The organism is Streptomyces sp. NTD91, from assembly GCF_059510455.1.
Window position 1 is genome coordinate 14,059 of sequence record NZ_JCAJZW010000014.1, and the last position, 19,244, is coordinate 33,302.

A 19,244-nucleotide genomic window follows, 5' to 3' on the forward strand; every position below is an offset into this window, starting at 1 on the left:
TGGCTCAGCCCTCCAGCTCGGCGCGGGCGGCGACGAACGCGTCCACCGCGCGGTCGACGTCCCCGGCGGAGTGCGCGGCGGACAGCTGGACGCGGATGCGGGCCTGACCCTGCGGGACGACCGGGTAGGAGAAGCCGACCACGTACACGCCGCGCTCCAGCAGGAGCTCGGCCATGCGGCTCGCCTTGGCCGCGTCGCCGATCATCACGGGCGCGATGGCGTGGTCGCCGGGGAGGACGTCGAAGCCCTCCTCGGTCATCCGGCGGCGGAAGTGGGCCGTGTTCTCGGTGAGGCGGACGCGCAGGTCGTCGGCGGACTCCAGCAGGTCGAGGACCTTCAGGGAGGCGGCGGCGATCACCGGGGCGAGGGTGTTGGAGAACAGGTACGGGCGGGAGCGCTGGCGCAGCAGAGCGACGATCTCGGCGCGGGCGGCGACATAGCCGCCGGAGGCGCCGCCGAGCGCCTTGCCGAGGGTGCCGGTGACGATGTCGACACGGTCCATGACCCCGTGGAGCTCGGGGGTGCCGCGGCCGGTGGGACCGACGAAGCCGACGGCGTGCGAGTCGTCGACCATGACCATCGCGTCGTGGCGGTCGGCGAGGTCGCAGATCTCGCGCAGCGGGGCCACATAGCCGTCCATGGAGAAGACGCCGTCGGTGACGATCAGGCGGCGCCGGGCACCGGACGCCTCCTTCAGCTTCGCCTCCAGGTCGGCGAGGTCGCGGTTGGCGTAACGGTGGCGGCGGGCCTTGGACAGGCGGATGCCGTCGATGATGGAGGCGTGGTTGAGGGCGTCGGAGATCACCGCGTCCTCCTCGCCGAGCAGAGTCTCGAAGACACCGCCGTTGGCGTCGAAACAGGAGGAGTACAGGATCGTGTCCTCCTGGCCGAGGAACGCCGACAGGCGCGCCTCCAGCTCCTTGTGGACCTCCTGGGTGCCGCAGATGAAGCGGACGGAGGCCATGCCGTAGCCCCAGCGGTCCAGGGCCTCGTGGGCGGCGGCGATCACCTCGGGATGGTCGGCGAGGCCCAGGTAGTTGTTGGCGCAGAAGTTGAGGACCTCGCCGGGGCGGCCGCCGGCGGTGACGTCGACGGTCGCGGACTGCGGGCTGCCGATGACCCGCTCGGGCTTGTGCAGTCCGGCGGCGCGGATCTCGTCGAGGGTGGCGCGCAGGTCGTCGCGCACAGAGTTGAACATGAGGAACTCCATCAAGTGCAGAGGGCGAGTGAGCCGAAGCGGCGCCCGGAGACGAACCGGAACGAGATCAAACAGTCCAGTCGAGGATGACCTTGCCGCCCCTGCCGCTCGCGGCGTCGGCGAAGGCCGCCTCGAAGTCGCGGTAGCCGTACCGGCCGGTGATCACGGGGGCGAGGTCCAGGCCGCCCTCCAGCAGCACCGACATCGCGTACCAGGTCTCGAACATCTCGCGGCCGTAGATGCCCTTGATGGTGATCATCGAGGTGACGATCCGGGCCCAGTCGACCGGGAACTCCTGCGCGGGCAGGCCGAGCATGGCGATGCGCCCGCCGTGCGTCATGTTGGCGATCATGTCGCGCATGGCCTCGGGGCGGCCGGACATCTCCAGGCCGACGTCGAAGCCCTCGCGCAGCCCCAGTTCGCGCTGCCCCTCGGCGATGGTGGTCCCGGCGACGTTCAGGGCGAGGCTCACGCCGATCTTGCGGGCCAGCTCGAGCCGCTCCTCGCTGACGTCGGTGATGACGACGTTGCGGGCGCCCGCGTGCCGGGCCACCGCGGCGGCCATCAGCCCGATGGGTCCGGCGCCGGTGATCAGCACGTCCTCGCCGACCAGAGGGAAGGAGAGCGCGGTGTGCACGGCGTTGCCGAACGGGTCGAAGATCGCGGCGACGTCGAGGTCGACGGGCACGCGGTGCACCCAGACGTTGGACGCGGGCAGGGCGACGTACTCGGCGAACGCGCCGTCCCGGCCGACGCCGAGGCCGACGGTGGACCGGCACAGGTGCCGGCGGCCGGCCAGGCAGTTGCGGCACTTGCCGCACACCAGATGCCCCTCGCCGCTGACCCGGTCCCCGATGCGGATGTCCGTCACGTCCCGGCCGACCTCGACGACCTGCCCGACGAACTCGTGCCCGAGCACGAGCGGGGTGCGGATGGCCTGCTGCGCCCAGCCGTCCCAGGCCCGGATGTGCAGGTCGGTGCCGCATATACCGGTCCGCATGACCTTGATCAGTACGTCACCCGGACCGACCTCGGGCTCCGGGACGTCCGTCAGCCGGAGTCCCGGCTCCGCCTTCTCCTTGACCAGCGCCTTCAACGCTACGGCTCCTGTGGGTGAGGTCCCGGCCCGCGGGCAGACGTAAGGAGCCCGCACCGGGTCAGAGGGGTGGAATCACCCCGCAATCTGCCGTATGCGCGGGGCACGGGTCCATCGAGCTTTTCTTAACCGCCGCCTCAGCTTTCCTTCACGCCGTGGCTGCCGGGGGCGGGGACAGGCCCCCGCCGTCACAGGGGCAGCCCGTCCCCGGCGCTCCGTTCGAGGCGTACGGCGAGATCGGCGGCCAGCGCCTTGACGGTCTCCAGACCCGACCGGCCCCAGGCCCGCGGTTCGGTGTCGGCGGCGCACACGGTGCCCAGCACCATGCCGGAGCCGTCGACGAGCGGGGCGCCGAGGTAGGAGTGAATGCCGTACTCGTCCACGACCGGGTTCCCGGCGAACCGCGGATAGTCGCGGACGTCCTCGAGCACGAGTGCCTTGCGGCGGACCACCACATGGGGGCAGAACCCGTGCTGGCGGGGCAGGGTCCGGCCGAACTCCGGCCGGGTACCGTCCGGTCTGAGGAACGGCGGTACGGCGGGGGCGCACAGGCCCGCGAAGAACTGCTGCTCCTCGCCGACGAAGTTGACCATGGCGTAGGGCGCGCCGGTGAGCCGGGCGAGATGGTCCGCGAAGGCGTCCAGCGCCGGATCGGGGTGGTCTGCCAGGCCGAGCAGGCGCAGTCGGTGGACGCGGGCGGGGGCCTCCTTGTCCTCGGGGGTGAGCAGCAGACCCCGCACGGGCCGGGGCGGCTCGTAGGTCATGGCCTCGCTCCTGGCCGGGCTGCGTCGCTGTGGGCGTATCTCATAGGGGAACTCCGTGGGCGGTAGGGCGATTTCACATGTGAGCGCCGTGGCTCGGCGCGGGCGCCGGGGCGTGGGCGAGCAGATGGCGTACGAGGGTGAGCAGGGTCTGGACTCCGGAGCTGGAGATCCGGGCGTCGCAGCGCACCACGGGGATCGCGGGGTCGAGGTCGATGGCGGCGCGCACCTCCTCGGTGTCGTAGCGGTATCCGCCGTCGAACTCGTTGACGGCGACGATGAACCCGAGTCCGCGCTCCTCGAAGAAGTCCACGGCCGCGAAGCAGTCCTGCAGCCGGCGGGTGTCGGCGAGGATCACCGCGCCGAGCGCGCCCTCGGACAACTCGTCCCACATGAACCAGAACCGCTCCTGCCCCGGGGTGCCGAACAGGTACAGCACATGGTCCGCGTCGAGGGTGATCCGGCCGAAGTCCATGGCGACCGTCGTCTCCATCTTGTTCTCGACGCCGTCGAGACTGTCCGTGCCGACGCTGACGGTGGTGAGCAGCTCCTCCGTGCTGAGCGGCGCGATCTCGCTGACCGCGCCCACGAAGGTCGTCTTGCCGACCCCGAACCCGCCCGCCACCAGGATCTTCAGCGCGGTCGGGAACGGGTCAGAGCTGTCGTCGTAGTCCATCGAGCACTGCCTCCAGCAGAGACCGGTCAGTGGGTGTGTGGTGGAAGGCGGGGGGTTTGGTGGTCAGTACCCCGCAGTCGACGAGGTCCGAGAGCAGCACCTTGGTGACGACCGCGGGCAGTTTCAGATGCGCGGCGACCTCGGCGACCGGGACCGGGGACCGGCACAGGTCGAGCGCCTGGGCGTGCTCGGGGCCGAGATAGCCGAGTGGGGTGACGCCGGTGGCCATCACCTGCGACATCAGGTCCAGGGCGACGCTGGGCTCGGTGCGTCCGTTGCTGACCGTGAACGGGCGCACCAGCCGTCCGGCCGCGTCGTCCAGCCAGGGCCCGTCGCCGGCTGCGGGCACGCTCAAGGCCTCGTCGCCGTGGGTTCGACGGCGTGCTGCCGGGGCGCGGTCACCAGATACGGCCGGACGCTCTTGACGAGCATCGCCATCTCGTAGCCGAGCACGGCGGCGTCGGCCTCTCGCCCGGCGAGCACGGCGAGACAGGTGCCGGAGCCGGCAGTGGTGACGAACAGCAGGGTCGAGTCGAGTTCGACGACGACCTGGCGGACCTCCCCGCCGTCGCCGAACCGGACGCCCGCGCTGCGGCCGAGGGAGTACAGGCCTGAGGCCAGCGCCGCCATGTGGTCGGCGCTGTCGATGTCCAGGCCGTGCACGGACTTCACCAGCCCGTCGCAGGACAGCAGCACCGCGCTGGAGGTGTGCGGTACGCGCTGCACTAGGCCGCTGAGCAGCCAGTCGAGGTCGGCGTGGGCGGTGGTCGGCGCATCGCTCGCCATGGTGGATCGACTCCTTGGGGTACGAAGGTCTGCGGGAGCGCTGGGTCGGGGGATTGGGGTGGGTGGTCGTCGGTGGGGGGACGCGGTGCGGGCGTCAGCCGGCCGGGGCGCTCCCGTCGGGCCGGCCGGAGCCACGGGCGCCGTCGGAGGCGGGCGCGTACGGACGCCCCTGGAACATGGGGGCGGGGTCCATGTGCTCGGAACCCATGTGATCCGGCCGTACGGGCACCTGGTCGGTGAACTCTGAGCCCTCCGAACCGAGCTGATGGCTCGGCACGAAGCTGGCGTGGGCGGTGTCCGACGGTGCGGACTGCATGGGGGGCGCGTCGAGGTGGTGGGCTGAGTTCATGTGGGGCGAGTCCATGGCGGCGGACTCCATGAGGACGGACTCCATGGGGACGGACTCCATGGGGACGGACTCCATGGGGGTGGCGACCAGGTGCGCGGGCTCCGTGTGGCCCGGCCCCGTATGCGTCGCGTCCAGGTGTCCGGAACCCAGGGGACCGTCGGGACCCGAGTGACCCGACTCCGGCTGCCCGGGGTCCCGGTGGGCGGTGGGCTCCTGGTTCTCCGTGTGCTGCTGCGCCTCGGCAAGTCCGATCCCGCGCTGGAACGCCGCCATCAGGCCGGGGTCGTGGCCCGGGATGCCGTCGCCGTCGTGCCGGGGCAGAGGTCCGCCGCGCAACTGGGGAACGATGTGCTCCTGGGCACGGCGGCGGGGCAGCCGGGGCTTGTCCATGGTGCCGCGCACGGTGCCGGAGCGCGGCGCGGGCAGGATGCCCGCGTGCGCCTCGACCGCCGCCCGGTCCTCGGCACTTATGCCGGGCGGGGCCTCGGCGGGGGTGGGCCGGTCCTGCCGGGCTCCCCGCACGGGAAGCGGCGCGAGGTCACCTCCGCTCCGCCCGCCGTCACCGCTGTGCGCACCCTGCCCCCCGGCCCCGCTCTCGACGTCGCCTCCGCTCCCCCGCTGGGCGTGCCGCCGCCGCCCGGTCGCCCGTGTCCGCCCGCCGTCCGCGCCGGTCTCTGCGCCGGGGTCGGTCCGATCCCATGAGACCGCCACGGCCCCTCCCCCGGCCTCGGACCCCGATTGCGCCAGGACCTCGGCATCGGGGCCGGTACCGCCGTACGGGGGCCTCACGTCTGCGGACCGCGCTCCCGTGGCGGGCGAAGGAAGCAGATCCTGCACGGTCCCTCGCCCACCGGCCCGGTCCTGTCCGTGCCCGTGCCCGCCCGCAGGCACCTGCATCCGCACCTGCGGCGAGGCACCGGTGTCCGCCGGTCCCTGCGGCCGGTGCACGCCCGCCCCGGCGACCGTGCCGACCGCCCCGGATGCCGTACCCAACAACGCCTGCGGTACGACGAGTACGGCCTGTACGCCGCCGTAGATGTTGGTCTGCAGCCGGACGTGGATGCCGTGCCGCCGGGCGAGCTGGGAGACGACGTAGAGACCGATGCGCCCGTCGGCCAGCAGGCTGGCGACGTTGACCTGGTCGGGGTCGGCGAGCAGGGCGTTCATCCGGTTCTGTTCGCCGACGGGCATGCCCAGGCCGCGGTCCTCGACCTCCACGGCGAGCCCGGAGGTGACGAGGCCCGCGCGGAGCAGCACTTGTGTGTGCGGGGCGGAGAACACGGAGGCGTTCTCGATGAGTTCGGCGAGCAGATGGATGACATCGGCGACGGCGTGGCCGCGCAGTTCGCCGTCGATGGGGGGCACCAGCTTGACCCTGGAGTACTGCTCGACCTCGGCGATGGCGGAGCGCAGCACCTCGGTCATGCTGACGGGGTTGCTCCACTGGCGCCGGGAGACGGCGCCGCCGAGCACGGCGAGGTTCTCGGCGTGCCGCCGGATGCGGGTGGCCAGGTGGTCCACGTGGAAGAGGCCCTTGAGCAGGTCGGGGTCCTCGATCTCGTTCTCCAGCTCGTCGAGGATCGAGATCTCCCGGTGCACGAGGGACTGGAGCCGGCGCGCGAGGTTGACGAACACCTCCAGTTTCTGCTCGCTGCCCGCCTGGCTGGAGAGCTGGGCGGCACGCACGACGGCGGTGACGGCGCCGTCGTGCGCGCGGGCCAGGTCGGCGGCGAGCAGGTCGAAGTCGTCGGCGTCCGCGGGCGGCCGGCGGCGCGGTGCCCGCGGGGGCGGGGCCTCGCCCTGGCGCAGCGCGTCGACCAGGGCGTGCAGGTCGGCCTCGCCGCGTGCGGCAGTACGGCGCAGCGCGGTGACGCGGTCGGAGACCGAGCGGGTGGCCCGGTCGGCGGCCACGACGGCGATGAGGATGCCGGCGACGGCCACGGTGGCCGCCCCGGCGAGGACGGCCCAGAGCGTCGGGCCGGTGCGGGCGCCGGTGGAGCGGATGCTGAAGAGGACCGCGGCGGTGGCGCTGAGCGCCACCGCGAGGGGCGGCAGCAGGGCGAGCCGCATGAGCTGGGGCCGTATGGGCGTCTCGGGCAGTGCGGGAACGGGTCGGGCGACCGGTCGCCCGTGCCGGCCGCCCTCTCGGCGGTCGGCAGGGGTGGCCGGTGCTCGCAGGTCAGCCATCTGCGTCCTCGCACGGTCCGTCGGGCCTGTTCCTCGCGCGGTGCGCGAGGCGGGCATGGGTCATCGCGGTGTCGGCCCGCGGCCGGCGGACCCGGCCTCGCGACGCGACGGACACTCACAGTAGTCGCCTGAGCATCATGTGCGGGGGGCAGTTGACAAAGTCCCCCGGGGAGCGTCCCGCTCTGGTATGAAGCCTCGTACGACGGACCGATAACCGTGTTGGATTTCCGAAACAATTGAAATAAGAGTCGGTTCGAATCGATCAGGAACGGTCGGAAACTCCATGGCTGCCCCGGCGTCCGACGGCGTAGGCATGCACGCTCCTGCCGGCCGCCCCGCGGCCCGGGAATGCGCCGGAAGCCGGCCGGGGACACCCGGCTCCCGCATTTCGGCGCACCGTGCCTCGGCGGTTTCCGCCGTGCGCCGCGGCCCGTCGTCCCGCCCGCATCCCGTCACCCACGGTCAGGAACTCCCGTTCCTCCTCAGCACGCTGAGCAGTAGATGCACCAACCGTCGTAGAGGCAGATCCGTTTGGGCAGCTTCCCGTTCCGCTGCGCGGAACTCGCCACCCATTCGCCCTTGGGAGTCGGTGCGAAGCGGCGGGAGTCGACCTCCTGGCGGATCAGTCCCCTGTGCTGGAGGGCGCGCAACTGCGCCTTCGCGGGGACATTCCCGCGCGGTCCCGGGGTCCTGCGTCAGCGTGGCGGCGATCGTGCGGGCCGGCGTGGTGCGCCCGGCGCCGTGACGCCTCGCGGTAGCCGGGGAGTTCGGCCAGCCGCAGCTTCAGGTGCCCGGTGAGGTCCTCGCGCGCCGACCCTCTCCGCCGCTACTGCGCCGTATCGGGCGGAACTCGGGCCGCCGCGGGGCCCTCTGCCCTCCCTTCCGACATCAACTGTCCACCAACAGCCGGCAGTCGGCAGCCAGCAGTCGACAGTCGGCAATCACGGAGCGTGCTGGTTGTGGCGTCGGACCGGTTCGGTGGCGGGTGAGGAGACGTCAGCTGCGCACCGGCGGCTCCGCGACCAACGCGCCGACCGAGCGCCAGGTGCGCCGGATCTCCCCCGATGCGCCGCGCCACCACGCCTCCGCCGGCAGCTTGCCCGCCGGCTCGAAGGGCTCGCCCGGCCGGGGCAGGGCCACCGCCTGCCCGGCCTCCTCGGCCGTCTCCTTCGTCCATTCGCCGGGTTCCGCCCAGGGGTGCGGGGCCAGGTTGAAGGTGCCCCAGTGGATCGGCAGCAGCACGCCGTGCGGCGCTCCGCCCTGCAGGTCGAGGTGGGCGCGCAGGCCCTCCTCGGGCGTCATGTGGATGTCCGGCCAGAACTCGCTGTAGGCGCCGATCTGGATCATCGTGGCGTCGAACGGGCCGTGGGCCGCGCCGATGCCCTGGAAGCCCTCGAAGTAGCCCGTGTCCCCGCTGTGGTAGATCCGGTTCTCCTCGCCGGCGACCACCCATGACGCCCACAGTGTGTGCTGGATGTTGCGCAGGCCGCGGCCGCAGAAGTGGCGGGCGGGCGTCGCGGTGAGGGTGAGGCCGCCGACCCGGGTCGACTCGTGCCAGTCCAGCTCGCGCAGCCGGTCGGGGGAGACGCCCCAGTGCTCGAGATGGGCGCCGACGCCGAGCGGCACGGCGAACAGGGTGTCCGTGCCGGACAGCGCCTTGATGGTGGGCAGGTCCAGGTGGTCGTAGTGGTCGTGGGAGATGACGACCACGTCGACCTCACCGAGCGCGGCCAGCGGCAGCGGCACGGGGTGCAGCCGCTTGGGTCCGGCGAAGGGGAACGGGGAGCAGCGCTCGCCCCAGACCGGGTCGAACAGGACCCGGTGGCCGTCGATCTCCGCGAGCACGCTGGAGTGGCCCATCCAGGTCAGCCGCAGTCCCGTGGCGGGCGGCTTGGCCAGGTCGGCGAAGGTGGTGGGATGCACCGGGACGGTACCCCTCGGGGCGCGCAGCGGCCGGATCTCCTTGTCGAAGAAGACTTTCGCGAAGTCCAGAGCGGAGCCGGAGGGCCGGGTGCGTGCGGCGCCGCCCGGGTTCTGGAAGACGCCGTCCTTGAAGTGGGGGGACCGGCGGATGCGCGCCAGACGCTCACCGCCCGGATCCGCGCCGAAGGCCGCGGGCCGCAGCGCACGGAGCGCGGAGCTCGAGGAACGCAGTCCGGTCACGGTACCTCCCGGTGGAGTGGGTGAGGGTCCCCATTATGGTCGGCCCCCGTGACGACCGGGCCGCGCCGGAGTGCCGTGCGGCCGGACACCCGGGAATTACTGAACAACCGTTCAGTACCCTGCCACAGAGCCGGGACTGGCTCCGGACCCCGACCCGTGATGCCGTACGGTCTCCGTCCGGCCCCCTCTCCGGCCACCGTCCACGACCGCCCTGGAGGCACCATGCCACCGGACGCCCGGCACACGTGCGTACCCGGAGAAGGCGCCGCGCACGCGCGTGGCCGCCCTTCCCGACGGCACGCGGGGCGGGCACGCACGCGTGGCCGCCGGGCCGGACGCCCTGCGCGGGGGCGGGACACCGAGACGGCCGCACGCGGCCGCACCGGCGGCGGGCGCCCTCGTCCAAGCCCCGGACCGCGCCCCGCCCACCCGACCGTGCGGACGCCGACGGCACGACCCCCCGCGCGGCCGCCCACGCCCAGGTGGCCGACCGGCTGCCGGTGATCGCGGACCGCTTCGGCCGGTACTGACCGGTCCCCGTCGTCGGCGTCTCGGCGCGGCCCGGAAGGCCACGGGCCGGCCGACGGGCCGGCATCGGCGGCCACGCCGCGAGACAGCCCACCGGATGTCTGCGACGCGCGGCACAGCGAGCACCGGTCCCCGGCGGTTCCGTGACCGACCCTCGGGCCCGCGCGGCGCGTGGGGTGGGGACGGGGTCTTCGGCGCTGCCCTTGGCGACGGATTAGGGTGACCGCGTGGCGAGAGTGCGGTTGAGCGTGGCCGAGCGGCGGAAGGAGCTGCTGCGGGCCGCCGTCGGTCAGATCGAGGCGCGGGGCGTGGCGGCGGTCAGGATCTCCGACGTGGCCGCGGCGCTCGGGGTGAGCAACGCGCTGGTGCTGTACCACTTCTCGACGAAGGAGAAGCTGGTCGCGGCCGCGTTCGGGCATGCGGCCAAGGACGATCTCGCGCAGTTGCGCAGGCTGCTGGGCCGGCGGACGTCCGCGTTGCGCCGGTTGCGGGCCGCGGTGCGCTGGTACGCGCCGACCGGGCAGGCCAAGGGCTGGCGGCTGTGGATCGAGGGCTGGGCGGCGGCCCTGCGTGAGCCGGCGCTGCGGGAGGTCACCCGGGACCTGGACCGGCAGTGGAAGGCGGCGATCGCGGAGGTCATCGCCGAGGGTGTGGCGGCGGGCGAGTTCACCTGCGCCGACCCGCCCGGCACCGCTCTCCGACTGACCGCACTGCTCGACGGCCTCGCGGTCCAACTGACGTCGTATTCCGGGGCGGTGCCACGCAGGCGCGCGCAGGAATGGGTGGACGGCGCACTCGCGCGGGAACTGGGACTGGACCGAGCCGTGTCGCCAGAACGCTAGGGCGTGTTTCGAAAGTGGCGTCGTCCGCCCGGAGGGCGGGGTCCGCGGCGTCTGGTGCGGTGCATCGCAAGCCGGAGGGTCGCCCTCGTACCGGGCGTACGTGGACGATCCCGACAACGCGGCGAGGTGCCTGGCCAGGCGTCGCGGACCAGACGGGACTTTCGAAACACGCCCTAGTGCCCCGGCAGGCGACGTCTGTCCGTCAAGGAGCGGCGTCCGGTGCGTGCTGTCGGCGTGCCGGTTCGGAAGCCCTCGTAGTGGACGTACTCGGGCTTTCGGTCGGTACGGCGAGAGGGAGCACCTCCCACGCCCTTGAGGCAGTGGCGGAGCGTGCCCGGCGTCGCGGGGCAGGCGGGACTTCGACGACGGGGCCCAGGGCCTGCCGGTGACGACCCTGCCCCGCGCGCGTGCGGTGCGGGGCGGGGTCGGTGCCGGTCAGGCCACCGACGCGATGCGCATCTTGATGTCGTCGGGCGACAGGGTGCCCTTCGCCGTGACGTGGTCGCCGGAGGACTCGCCGCGCAGACGGCGGCCGATCCAGGGGACGAGGTACTCGCGGGCCCAGTGGACGTCGTCGCGGCGGATCTCCAGGGTGCCCCGGGGCGGCAGCGGAGGCCACGGCTGCTCGGGGTCGGCCGGGACCTCCAGGCCGAGGACCTGGCCGGCGCGCAGCGCCACGCGCGTGTGCCCCTCGGGTGAGAGGTGCAGCCGGTCGCTGTCCCAGGCTCTGCGGTCCTGCACCGACTTCAGGGACCACAGGTCGAGCACGGGGCAGCCGTACCGGTCGGCGATGGCCCGTACGTGCCCGTTGTACGTGGCGATCTTGCCGCGCAGATGCTTGAGCACGGGGACACCACGGGTGTCGAAGCCGGTCGTCACCATGACCGTGCCGGCCACGCCGGTGAGCCGGGCCACGGCTCGTTCGAAGCGCTCGGCCACCTCGTCCGGATCGGTGCCGGGGCGGATGATGTCGTTGCCGCCGGCGCAGAAGGAGACCAGGTCGGGGGCCATTTCGACGGCCTTGGGGACCTGGTCCTGCACGATCTGGTCGAGGAGTTTCCCGCGCACCGCGAGATTGGAGTAGGTGAAGTCGCCCTCGGGCCGCCGGTCGGCGAGCAGTACCGCGAACCGGTCGGCCCAGCCCACGAACGCCCCGTCGGGCCCGGGGTCGCCGACGCCCTCGGTGAAGCTGTCCCCCACCGCCACGTACGACCCGATCACTGATCTGTTGTCATTCTTCGAATCGTCTGCCACATCGGACCATGATTCACCTTCGGATGTGACCTACGCGACCGTAAGGAAGGGTTGACGAACCGTGAGATGAGACACCCTTAAATCATGTGCGATCCAGGAATACGGCCAGGTGGTTGCGATGCCGGGTGACAGACGGCCATGGCGCCCTCCGCACGCCGCCCCGCCATCACCCGCCGATTCAGGGCATGTTCCATCGAAAGCAACAATTGCGGCGGAAGGCTCAGATGCGGCGAAATCGGAGAACCGCGGCATCCAGATCGCCCTTCAGTCCGGTCCGCAGCCCGTGGTGCAGCAGCACGGCACCCCGGTGGACCTCGCCCGTTTCCCGGCATTCGTACGATGCGGTGGGGTCGAGTCCGCGCAGCCGCAGCGCCGGCACCGGCTCGCCGTAGCTCTGCGCCTGGAGCCACGCGAGGACCACCGTCTCCTCCCCGAGGACGTACTGCACGGCGCTCAGACCGCCGCCCGGCGGCCGCAGCCGGTACAGCTCGCCCTGCTGCACGACCGGGCGGATCTCCTTGTAGAGCTCGACCCACCGCCGGGCCTCGGCCAGCTCCTCGGCCGTCCACTCGGTCAGGTCGCCGCCGACCCCGAGGACGCCCGCCATGGCGCTCACGAAGCGAAAGCGCAGGGAGCTGAACCGACCGTTGAGCTGGGTGTTCGGGCTGTCGGTGACCCAGGCGGCCATCACCCGGGCGGGATGGATCTGGCTGAAGCCGTGCTGGATGGCCAGGCGGTCGAGCGGGTCGGTGTTGTCGGAGGTCCACACCTGGTCGGTACGGCTCAGCACCCCGAGGTCGATCCGGCCGCCGCCGCCCGAGCAGGACTCGAAGGCGACCCGGGGGTGGGCCGCGCGCAGCCGGTCCAGCAGGGCGTACAGCGCGCGGACGTGGTCCACCCACAGGCGCTGCGGGTACCGCTCGCCCGGCCAGCCGGCGTCGGTGAAGCAGCGGTTGAAGTCCCACTTGACATAGTCGATCGGCGCGCTGGAGAGCAGGGTGTCCAGCTGCTCCCACAGGTACTCCTGGACGTCCTCGCGGGCGAGGTTGAGGACGAGCTGGTTGCGCAGTTCCGTCCGCTTGCGTCCCGGCTGGTACTGCACCCAGTCGGGGTGGGCGCGGTACAGCTCGCTGTCCGGGTTGACCATCTCGGGCTCGACCCAGATGCCGAACTGCATGCCGAGGCCGTGCACCTGGTCGGCGAGGGGCTTCAGGCCGTGCGGGAAGCGGTCGGGGTTGGGCGTCCAGTCGCCGAGGCCCGCACGGTCGCTGGTGCGGGCACCGAACCAGCCGTCGTCCACGACGAACAGCTCGACCCCGATCTCGGCGGCCCGCCGGGCGAGGGCGAGCTGCTGCTCCTCGGAGATGTCGAAGTAGGTCGCCTCCCAGGAGTTGAAGAGCACCGGCCGGTCCCGCCCGGCGTCCGGGATGACGTACGCGCGCTGGTACGCGTGCCACGTGCGGCTCGCGCCGCCGAAGCCGCCGGCGCTCCACAGGCCCGCGAAGACCGGAGTGGTGTACGACTCCCCCGGCTGAAGGAGCAGCAGCCCCGAGTCGTCGTGGCCGGCTCCGCCGGTGATCTGCACGCGCGCGTCCGGAAGCTGGGCGACCGCGATGCGCCAGGAGCCGGACCAGCCCAGCGCGCAGCCGTAGACCTCGCCGTGTTCCTCGGTGGCGTCGGTGTCGAGCGCCACCCAGGGCAGGTGCTGGTGCCCGGTGTGGCCGCGGCGGCTGCCGATGACCTTCTCGCCGTAGGTGAGCGGCGCGCTGGCGAGCCGGGACTCGGCGGCCCAGCGGCCGTGCAGCTGGGAGAGGCGCCAGCCGTCACGGTCGGGCAGGGTCCAGGTGGCCGCGTCGGCGCGCAGCAGCTCCGCACGCGCGTCCGTGCCGTTGGCCACGGTGACCCGGCGTTCGACGACGTCGCCGCGCATCCGGTAGTGCAGGGTGACGGCGAGACCGTCGTCGTCGAAGCGCAGCCGCAACTCCCCGCCCTCCGTGTCGTACGTCACGAAACGCCACTCGGTGCCGCGGCGGTCGTCGGTGCGCACGGACAGGGCGGGGCGGACGAAGCGCGGGCCGCCCTCGACGGGGTACTCCTCGCGGCCGTCGAGCGGGGACTCGAAGGGCCAGTAGCCCGGCAGCGGGTCCGCGGCGAGGGCCTCGGCGTCCGCGAGCGCAATGCGTGGCCCCCAGTGCAGGTGGAGCAGTTCGTCCGCATCGGTGAGATGCAGCGCGTAGCTGCTGGTGGGCCCCGAGAGGAGCCAGGTACGACCGTCTTCGGCGATGTCCACCACGTAAGACCTCACAGGTGCCAACAGATCCGCTCAAGTGCCAACATCATCAGGCCCCGGAGCCCCCGGTGACAATGCCTGTGGACAACTCCTTGCCCGAGGAAACCGATGTCGTATGGTCGTCGGAGCGCCCGTCGGCGAGACGCGACGGCGGGCCCCGAGCCGGGAGGAGCCCCCGTGACACAGCACGTCCCGTCGACCGAGCCGGAGCTGGCCGGAGTGCGCAATTTCCGTGACGTGGGCGGCCTGCCGACCGTGGACGGGCGCCGGGTGCGGTACGGCGTGCTGTTCCGCAGCGGCCACCTGGCGCACGCGACCGAGGAGGACTCGGCCTTCCTCGCCTCGCTGGGCCTGCACACGATCTTCGACTTCCGCAACGCGGCCGACCAGAAGCTGGAGGGCCCGGACGTCGAACTGCCCGGCGTGCGGAACGTGAACCTGCCGCTGAGCGACCCGGCGGACGGCGCCGAGTTCTGGAAGATGGTCCGCGACGGCGACGTGGACCAGCTGCGCGGGATCCTGGCCGAGGGCAAGGGCGCGGCCCGGATGATCGCCTCGTACCGGACGATCGTCAAGGAGCGCACCGCCGAGCACTCCCGGGTACTGGGCGCGCTCTGCGAGGACAGCGTGCCCGCCCTGATGCACTGCGCGGCGGGCAAGGACCGCGCGGGCATCTCCATGGCCGTGACACTCCTCGCCCTGGGGGTGGAGCGCGATGCGATCGTCGCGGACTATCTGGAGTCCAACGCCAAGCACCGGCGCTACAAGGTCCACCGCAGCGGCAGCGCGGACACCGCGTACACCCCTGAGGTCATGGAGCTGCTCAGTCCACTCTTCGACGCCCGCACCGAGTACCTCGAGGCGGCGTTCGAGACCATCGAGGAGAGCTGGGGCGGGGTGGGCGTCTACCTGGAGCAGGGCCTCGGCCTCACCCCGGCGTCCCGCGACCGCCTGCGCGAACGCCTGCTGGACTGAACCGCACACGGCGCCGCCGAGTCAGTTCTTCGCCCCCAGGGAGAACAGCAGGAAGAGGAACGCGGCCAGAAGGTGGCCGGCGGCGATGTAGATGATCAGGCGGATCCACAGGGAACGGGGGAACTTCGTCTCGAAGTTGCTCATGACAGGTCTCCGGTCGACGCCCCGAGGCACAGCGTGGCCGTGGGGCTCTGCAGCAGGGTGTGGACGAACAGCAGCTCGACGCCGTCGTGGTCCTCGGCGGCGAGCCGGTGCGGGGTGAGGGAGTCGAAGTGCGCGCTGTCGCCGGGCGCGAGCAGGTGCGTGGTGTCACCGAGGCGCAGCCGCAGCCGGCCCCGCAGGACGTGGAGCCACTCCTCGCCGGGATGGACGCGCACGATGTCGCCCTGCGAGCCGTACGGCACGCGCACCCGCAGGGCCTGCATGGCGCGGCCCGGCGCACCGGCCTGGAAGTACGTCCAGCCGCCCGCCCGGGTCGGCTCCATGTCCCCGGCCCGCACGATCGCGTCCCGGTCGGCGACCCTCTCGCCGAGCAGTTCTGCGACGGTCGTACCGTAGATGCGGGCGAGGGCCAGCAGCATCGGCAGCGACGGCTGCCGCTGTCCGGTCTCCAGCCGGGACAGATGCGCCGGCGAGAGTCCCGCTGCGCGGGCCGCGGCCTCCAGGGTCAGACCGGCGCGCCGACGCAGTCCGCGCAGCTGCGGTGCGACGGCGGACAGCTCGTCGCCCGGACCCGCCGGTGGCCCGGCGTCTGAGGCGTTCATGCCTCCATTCAGCCCCAGCCTTGCCCGTGGGGCAATTTTCTTGCCTCAGGGGCAAAAGCCTGGCGGAGCCGTCAGCGGTTGGCCACGGCCTGCTTGATCAGGGTCTTGCCGAAGTCCCACATCAGGCCGCCGCCGCTGTGGGCGTCGTCCATCACGGCCGTGAAGGCGTCCACGAAGCGGTCGACGTCCGCCTCGTCGATGATCAGCGGCGGGATCAGCTTGATCACCTCCAGATGGTCGCCGGAGACCTGGGTGAGGATCCGGTGCCGCTGCAGCAGCGGTACGACCACCATCTGCGCGAACAGGCCCTTGCGGGCCGCCTGGAGCATGGTCCAGCGGCTGCGCAGCTTCAGCGAGGCGGGCCGGCCGAACTCGATGCCGATCATCAGGCCCCGGCCGCGCACGTCGGCGAGCAGCTCGTACGTGTCGACCAGCGCCGTCAGCCGGGACTTCAGCAGCTCGCCGGTCCGGCGTACGCCCGCGACGATCTGCTCGTTCTCCATGACGGACAGCACCGCGAGGCCGCATGCCATGGCCTGGGCGTTGGACCCGAAGCTCGCCGAGTGGACGAGGACCCGGTCCATGGACGAGTAGACCTTCTTGAAGATCCAGTCCTTGCCGAGCGTGGCACCGACCGGGACGTACCCCCCGGACAGGGCCTTGGCCACGCACACCAGGTCGGGTTCGACGCCGTCCTCGTGCTGGTAGGCGTAGAAGTCGCCGGTACGGCCGAGCCCGGTCTGCACCTCGTCGGCGATGAGCAGCGCCTTGTGCCGGTGCAGGAGTTCCTGGGCGGCGCGCAGATAGCCGGGCGGGGCCTCGTGCACACCCTTGCCCTGGATCGGCTCCACGATCAGCGCGGCCACGTCGCCCTTCTTCAGCTCCCGCGCCAGTGCGTCGAGATCGCCGAGGGGTACGGCGGTGTCGGGCAGCAGCGGGGCGAAGCCGTCACGGAAGCCGCGCTCGCCGTTGACCGACAGGGAGCCGGTGGTCAGACCGTGGAAGGCGTGGTCGCAGTAGAGGACGCGGGGCTTGCCGGTGGCGTACCGGGCGAACTTCAGGGCCGTCTCGACGGCCTCGGTGCCGCTGTTGCCGAAGAACACCCGGTCCAGGTGCGGGCTGTGGGTGAGGAGGCGCTCGGCGAGCAGGCCGGGCAGCGGCTGGCAGTCGAACCGGGTGAGGTCGGCGAGGTCCAGGTCGAGCACGTCGTGCAGCGCCTTGCGGACGACCGGGTGATGGCGGCCGAGGCCCATCACCCCGAACCCGGCGAGCATGTCCAGGTGGTCGTTGCCGTCCGCGTCGAAGAAGTGGGCGCCCTCGGCCCGCTCGTAGACCTTGTCGAAACCGATGGTGTGCAGCATGCGCGGGAGCTGCGGGTTCAGGTACTTGGTGTGCAGCTCGTAGCGTTCGGCTCCGCGCTCGCCGAGCAGCGCGCCGAGGTCGAACTCCGTGCTCATTCACTCTCCTTGGCTGCGCCGTCCGCGTCCTTGACGGCCAGGCTCGCACTGATCCGCCCGGCGATCTCGACGGGCGTGAGGCCGATGTCGGCGAGCACCTCGCCCCGCTTGGCGTGCGCGAGGAACTGCTCCGGGATGCCGAAGCGCCGCACCGGCACGTCCACGTCGGCGTCGCCGAGGGCAAGGGCCACGGCCGAACCGACGCCCGCGGACCGGCTGTTGTCCTCCACCACGGCCACCAGTCGGTGTTCGGCGGCGAGCCCCGGCAGCGCGGGGTCCACGGGCTTGGCCCAGCGCGGATCCACCACCGTGCAGTCGATGCCGCGCGCGGCGAGCAGATCGGCCGTCTGGAGACACACCGGGGCCATCACGCCGACGGCCACCAGCAGTACCTCGGCGCGCTCGGCGCGGTACAGCACGTCCATCCCGCCGACCCGGCCGACCGCCGGGATGTCCGGGCCGACCGACTCCTTCGGGAAACGGACCAGGGTGGGCGCGTCGTCCACGGCGACGGCCTCCCGCAACTGGGCGCGCAGCTGGCCCGCGTCGCGCGGTGCGGCGATCCTCAGGCCGGGCACGACCTGGAGGATCGACATGTCCCACATGCCGTTGTGGGAGGGCCCGTCGGCACCGGTGACGCCGGCCCGGTCGAGCACGAAGGTGACGCCGCAGCGGTGCAGGGCGACGTCCATGAGCAGCTGGTCGAAGGCGCGGTTGAGGAAGGTGGCGTAGACGGCGACGACCGGGTGCAGCCCGCCGGTGGCGAGGCCGGCCGCCGAGACGGCCGCGTGCTGCTCGGCGATGCCCACGTCCCACACGCGGTCGGGGAAGCGCTCGGCGAACCTGGCGAGCCCGACCGGGTGCAGCATGGCCGCGGTGATGGCGACGACGTCGTCCCGTTCCTCACCGATGCGGACGATCTCGTCGCCGAACACCGAGGTCCAGGACGGGCCGCCCGAGGGCACGAGGGGTTCGCACGTGAGCGGGTCCATCACGCCGACGGTGTGGAAGTGGTCCTCCTCGTGGGCGAGGGCGGGTTCGTAGCCGCGGCCCTTGACGGTGAGGCAGTGGACCAGGACCGGGCCGTGGAAGCGTTTCGCGCGGCGCAGCGCCGACTCGACGGCCTTGACGTCGTGGCCGTCGATCGGGCCGACGTACTTCAGGCCCAGGTCCTCGAACATGCCCTGTGGGGCGAAGGCGTCCTTGAAGCCCTTCTTCGCGCCGTGCAGGGACTCGTAGACGGTGTTCCCGACGATCGGGGTGCGCAGCAGGACCTCCTTGCCCCAGGCGAGGATCTTCTCGTAGCTGTCGGTGGTGCGCAGGGTGGCCAGGTGGTTGGCGAGGCCGCCGATGGTCGGGGCGTAGGAGCGTTCGTTGTCGTTGACGACGATGATCAGCGGGCGGTCCTTGGCGGCCGCGATGTTGTTCAGCGCCTCCCAGGCCATGCCGCCGGTCAGCGCGCCGTCGCCGATGACGGCGACCACATGCCCCTTCTCCCCCTGCACCTGGTTGGCCTTGGCCAGGCCGTCGGCCCAGCCGAGCGCGGTGGAGGCGTGGCTGTTCTCGATGACGTCGTGCTCGGACTCCTCGCGCGAGGGATAGCCGGACAGTCCGCCCTTGCCGCGCAGCTTGGAAAAGTCCTGACGTCCCGTCAGTAGCTTGTGTACATAGGACTGATGGCCGGTGTCCCACAGGATGCGGTCGACCGGTGACTCGAAGACCCGGTGCAGGGCGACGGTCAGTTCCACCACCCCCAGATTGGGCCCGAGGTGACCGCCGGTCCTCGACACCGCTTGCACCAGGAACTCGCGTATCTCCTCGGACAGTGCGCCGAGTTCCGCCTCGGACAGCGCCTTCAGGTCGCGTGGTCCCCGGATGTTCTCCAGAATGGTCACGCTGGGCCCCCTCTCGGTCCGTG

The 19,244-nt window shown here is 72.0% G+C and carries 15 protein-coding genes and 1 pseudogene; 2 read left to right on the forward strand and 14 right to left on the reverse strand.

Annotation, left to right across the window (positions count from 1 at the left end):
- Positions 1–4: 4 nt before the first annotated feature.
- From AC5WRT_RS16785 to AC5WRT_RS16820, 8 genes and pseudogenes are all read right to left on the reverse strand, one after another.
- Positions 5–1,198 carry a glycine C-acetyltransferase gene (locus AC5WRT_RS16785; RefSeq protein ID WP_496094349.1) on the reverse strand — a complete coding sequence of 398 codons (1,194 nt, stop codon included), beginning with the start codon at positions 1,196–1,198 and terminating at the stop codon, positions 5–7.
- A 67-nt stretch (positions 1,199–1,265) separates the two neighbouring features.
- Positions 1,266–2,294: an L-threonine 3-dehydrogenase gene (tdh, locus tag AC5WRT_RS16790; protein ID WP_496094348.1), complete on the reverse strand. Its 1,029-nt coding sequence runs from the start codon at positions 2,292–2,294 to the stop codon at positions 1,266–1,268.
- Between the two features lie 188 nt (positions 2,295–2,482).
- Positions 2,483–3,058: a GAF domain-containing protein gene (locus tag AC5WRT_RS16795; protein ID WP_496100349.1), complete on the reverse strand. Its 576-nt coding sequence runs from the start codon at positions 3,056–3,058 to the stop codon at positions 2,483–2,485.
- A 73-nt stretch (positions 3,059–3,131) separates the two neighbouring features.
- Entirely contained in the window at positions 3,132–3,731 is a 600-nt protein-coding gene (locus tag AC5WRT_RS16800) for a GTP-binding protein (RefSeq protein WP_496094346.1), read from the reverse strand.
- On the reverse strand, positions 3,709–4,080 hold the full coding sequence (locus AC5WRT_RS16805; protein WP_496094345.1) for a DUF742 domain-containing protein: 372 nt from the start codon (positions 4,078–4,080) through the stop codon (positions 3,709–3,711). The genes AC5WRT_RS16800 and AC5WRT_RS16805 overlap by 23 nt, the downstream gene beginning before the upstream one ends.
- A gap of 2 nt (positions 4,081–4,082) precedes the next feature.
- Positions 4,083–4,517, reverse strand: coding sequence for a roadblock/LC7 domain-containing protein (locus tag AC5WRT_RS16810; RefSeq protein ID WP_496094344.1), 435 nt, complete (start codon positions 4,515–4,517; stop codon positions 4,083–4,085).
- 97 nt (positions 4,518–4,614) lie between these two features.
- Positions 4,615–7,053, reverse strand: a pseudogene (locus AC5WRT_RS16815) (sensor histidine kinase); the annotation flags it as partial.
- Between the two features lie 996 nt (positions 7,054–8,049).
- Positions 8,050–9,216, reverse strand: coding sequence for an MBL fold metallo-hydrolase (locus AC5WRT_RS16820; RefSeq protein ID WP_496094343.1), 1,167 nt, complete (start codon positions 9,214–9,216; stop codon positions 8,050–8,052).
- Positions 9,217–9,971: 755 nt separating this feature from the next.
- On the opposite strand from AC5WRT_RS16820, the gene AC5WRT_RS16825 reads away from it, so the two are divergent.
- Positions 9,972–10,586: a TetR/AcrR family transcriptional regulator gene (locus AC5WRT_RS16825; protein ID WP_496094342.1), complete on the forward strand. Its 615-nt coding sequence runs from the start codon at positions 9,972–9,974 to the stop codon at positions 10,584–10,586.
- Positions 10,587–11,021: 435 nt separating this feature from the next.
- On the opposite strand, the gene AC5WRT_RS16830 is transcribed toward AC5WRT_RS16825, so the two are convergent.
- Both AC5WRT_RS16830 and AC5WRT_RS16835 read right to left on the reverse strand, forming a co-directional pair.
- Complete coding sequence (locus AC5WRT_RS16830; RefSeq protein ID WP_496094341.1) at positions 11,022–11,807, reverse strand: SGNH/GDSL hydrolase family protein; 786 nt, start codon at positions 11,805–11,807, stop codon at positions 11,022–11,024.
- A 253-nt stretch (positions 11,808–12,060) separates the two neighbouring features.
- Positions 12,061–14,133, reverse strand: a complete 2,073-nt coding sequence (locus tag AC5WRT_RS16835; RefSeq protein WP_496094367.1) for an alpha-galactosidase — start codon at positions 14,131–14,133, stop codon at positions 12,061–12,063.
- A gap of 174 nt (positions 14,134–14,307) precedes the next feature.
- Between AC5WRT_RS16835 and AC5WRT_RS16840 the strand changes: the two genes are divergently transcribed.
- Positions 14,308–15,105: a tyrosine-protein phosphatase gene (locus tag AC5WRT_RS16840; protein WP_496100350.1), complete on the forward strand. Its 798-nt coding sequence runs from the start codon at positions 14,308–14,310 to the stop codon at positions 15,103–15,105.
- Between the two features lie 21 nt (positions 15,106–15,126).
- Here the strand turns inward: AC5WRT_RS16840 and AC5WRT_RS16845 are convergent, their stop codons facing one another.
- From AC5WRT_RS16845 to dxs, 4 genes are all read right to left on the reverse strand, one after another.
- Complete coding sequence (locus tag AC5WRT_RS16845; RefSeq protein ID WP_496094339.1) at positions 15,127–15,249, reverse strand: DUF6126 family protein; 123 nt, start codon at positions 15,247–15,249, stop codon at positions 15,127–15,129.
- Positions 15,246–15,869: a helix-turn-helix domain-containing protein gene (locus AC5WRT_RS16850; protein WP_496094338.1), complete on the reverse strand. Its 624-nt coding sequence runs from the start codon at positions 15,867–15,869 to the stop codon at positions 15,246–15,248. The genes AC5WRT_RS16845 and AC5WRT_RS16850 overlap by 4 nt, the downstream gene beginning before the upstream one ends.
- A gap of 71 nt (positions 15,870–15,940) precedes the next feature.
- Positions 15,941–17,326: an aspartate aminotransferase family protein gene (locus AC5WRT_RS16855; protein WP_496094337.1), complete on the reverse strand. Its 1,386-nt coding sequence runs from the start codon at positions 17,324–17,326 to the stop codon at positions 15,941–15,943.
- Positions 17,323–19,221: a 1-deoxy-D-xylulose-5-phosphate synthase gene (gene dxs / locus AC5WRT_RS16860; RefSeq protein ID WP_496100351.1), complete on the reverse strand. Its 1,899-nt coding sequence runs from the start codon at positions 19,219–19,221 to the stop codon at positions 17,323–17,325. The genes AC5WRT_RS16855 and dxs overlap by 4 nt, the downstream gene beginning before the upstream one ends.
- Positions 19,222–19,244 lie beyond the last annotated feature (23 nt).

Coding starts and splice junctions, on each gene's coding strand:
- AC5WRT_RS16785 (WP_496094349.1), bottom strand. CDS start 1,198: ATGTTCAACTCTGTGCGCGACGACCTGCGCGCCACCCTCGACGAGATC.
- AC5WRT_RS16795 (WP_496100349.1), bottom strand. CDS start 3,058: ATGACCTACGAGCCGCCCCGGCCCGTGCGGGGTCTGCTGCTCACCCCC.
- AC5WRT_RS16800 (WP_496094346.1), bottom strand. CDS start 3,731: ATGGACTACGACGACAGCTCTGACCCGTTCCCGACCGCGCTGAAGATC.
- AC5WRT_RS16810 (WP_496094344.1), bottom strand. CDS start 4,517: ATGGCGAGCGATGCGCCGACCACCGCCCACGCCGACCTCGACTGGCTG.
- AC5WRT_RS16845 (WP_496094339.1), bottom strand. CDS start 15,249: ATGAGCAACTTCGAGACGAAGTTCCCCCGTTCCCTGTGGATCCGCCTG.
- AC5WRT_RS16850 (WP_496094338.1), bottom strand. CDS start 15,869: ATGAACGCCTCAGACGCCGGGCCACCGGCGGGTCCGGGCGACGAGCTG.
- AC5WRT_RS16855 (WP_496094337.1), bottom strand. CDS start 17,326: ATGAGCACGGAGTTCGACCTCGGCGCGCTGCTCGGCGAGCGCGGAGCC.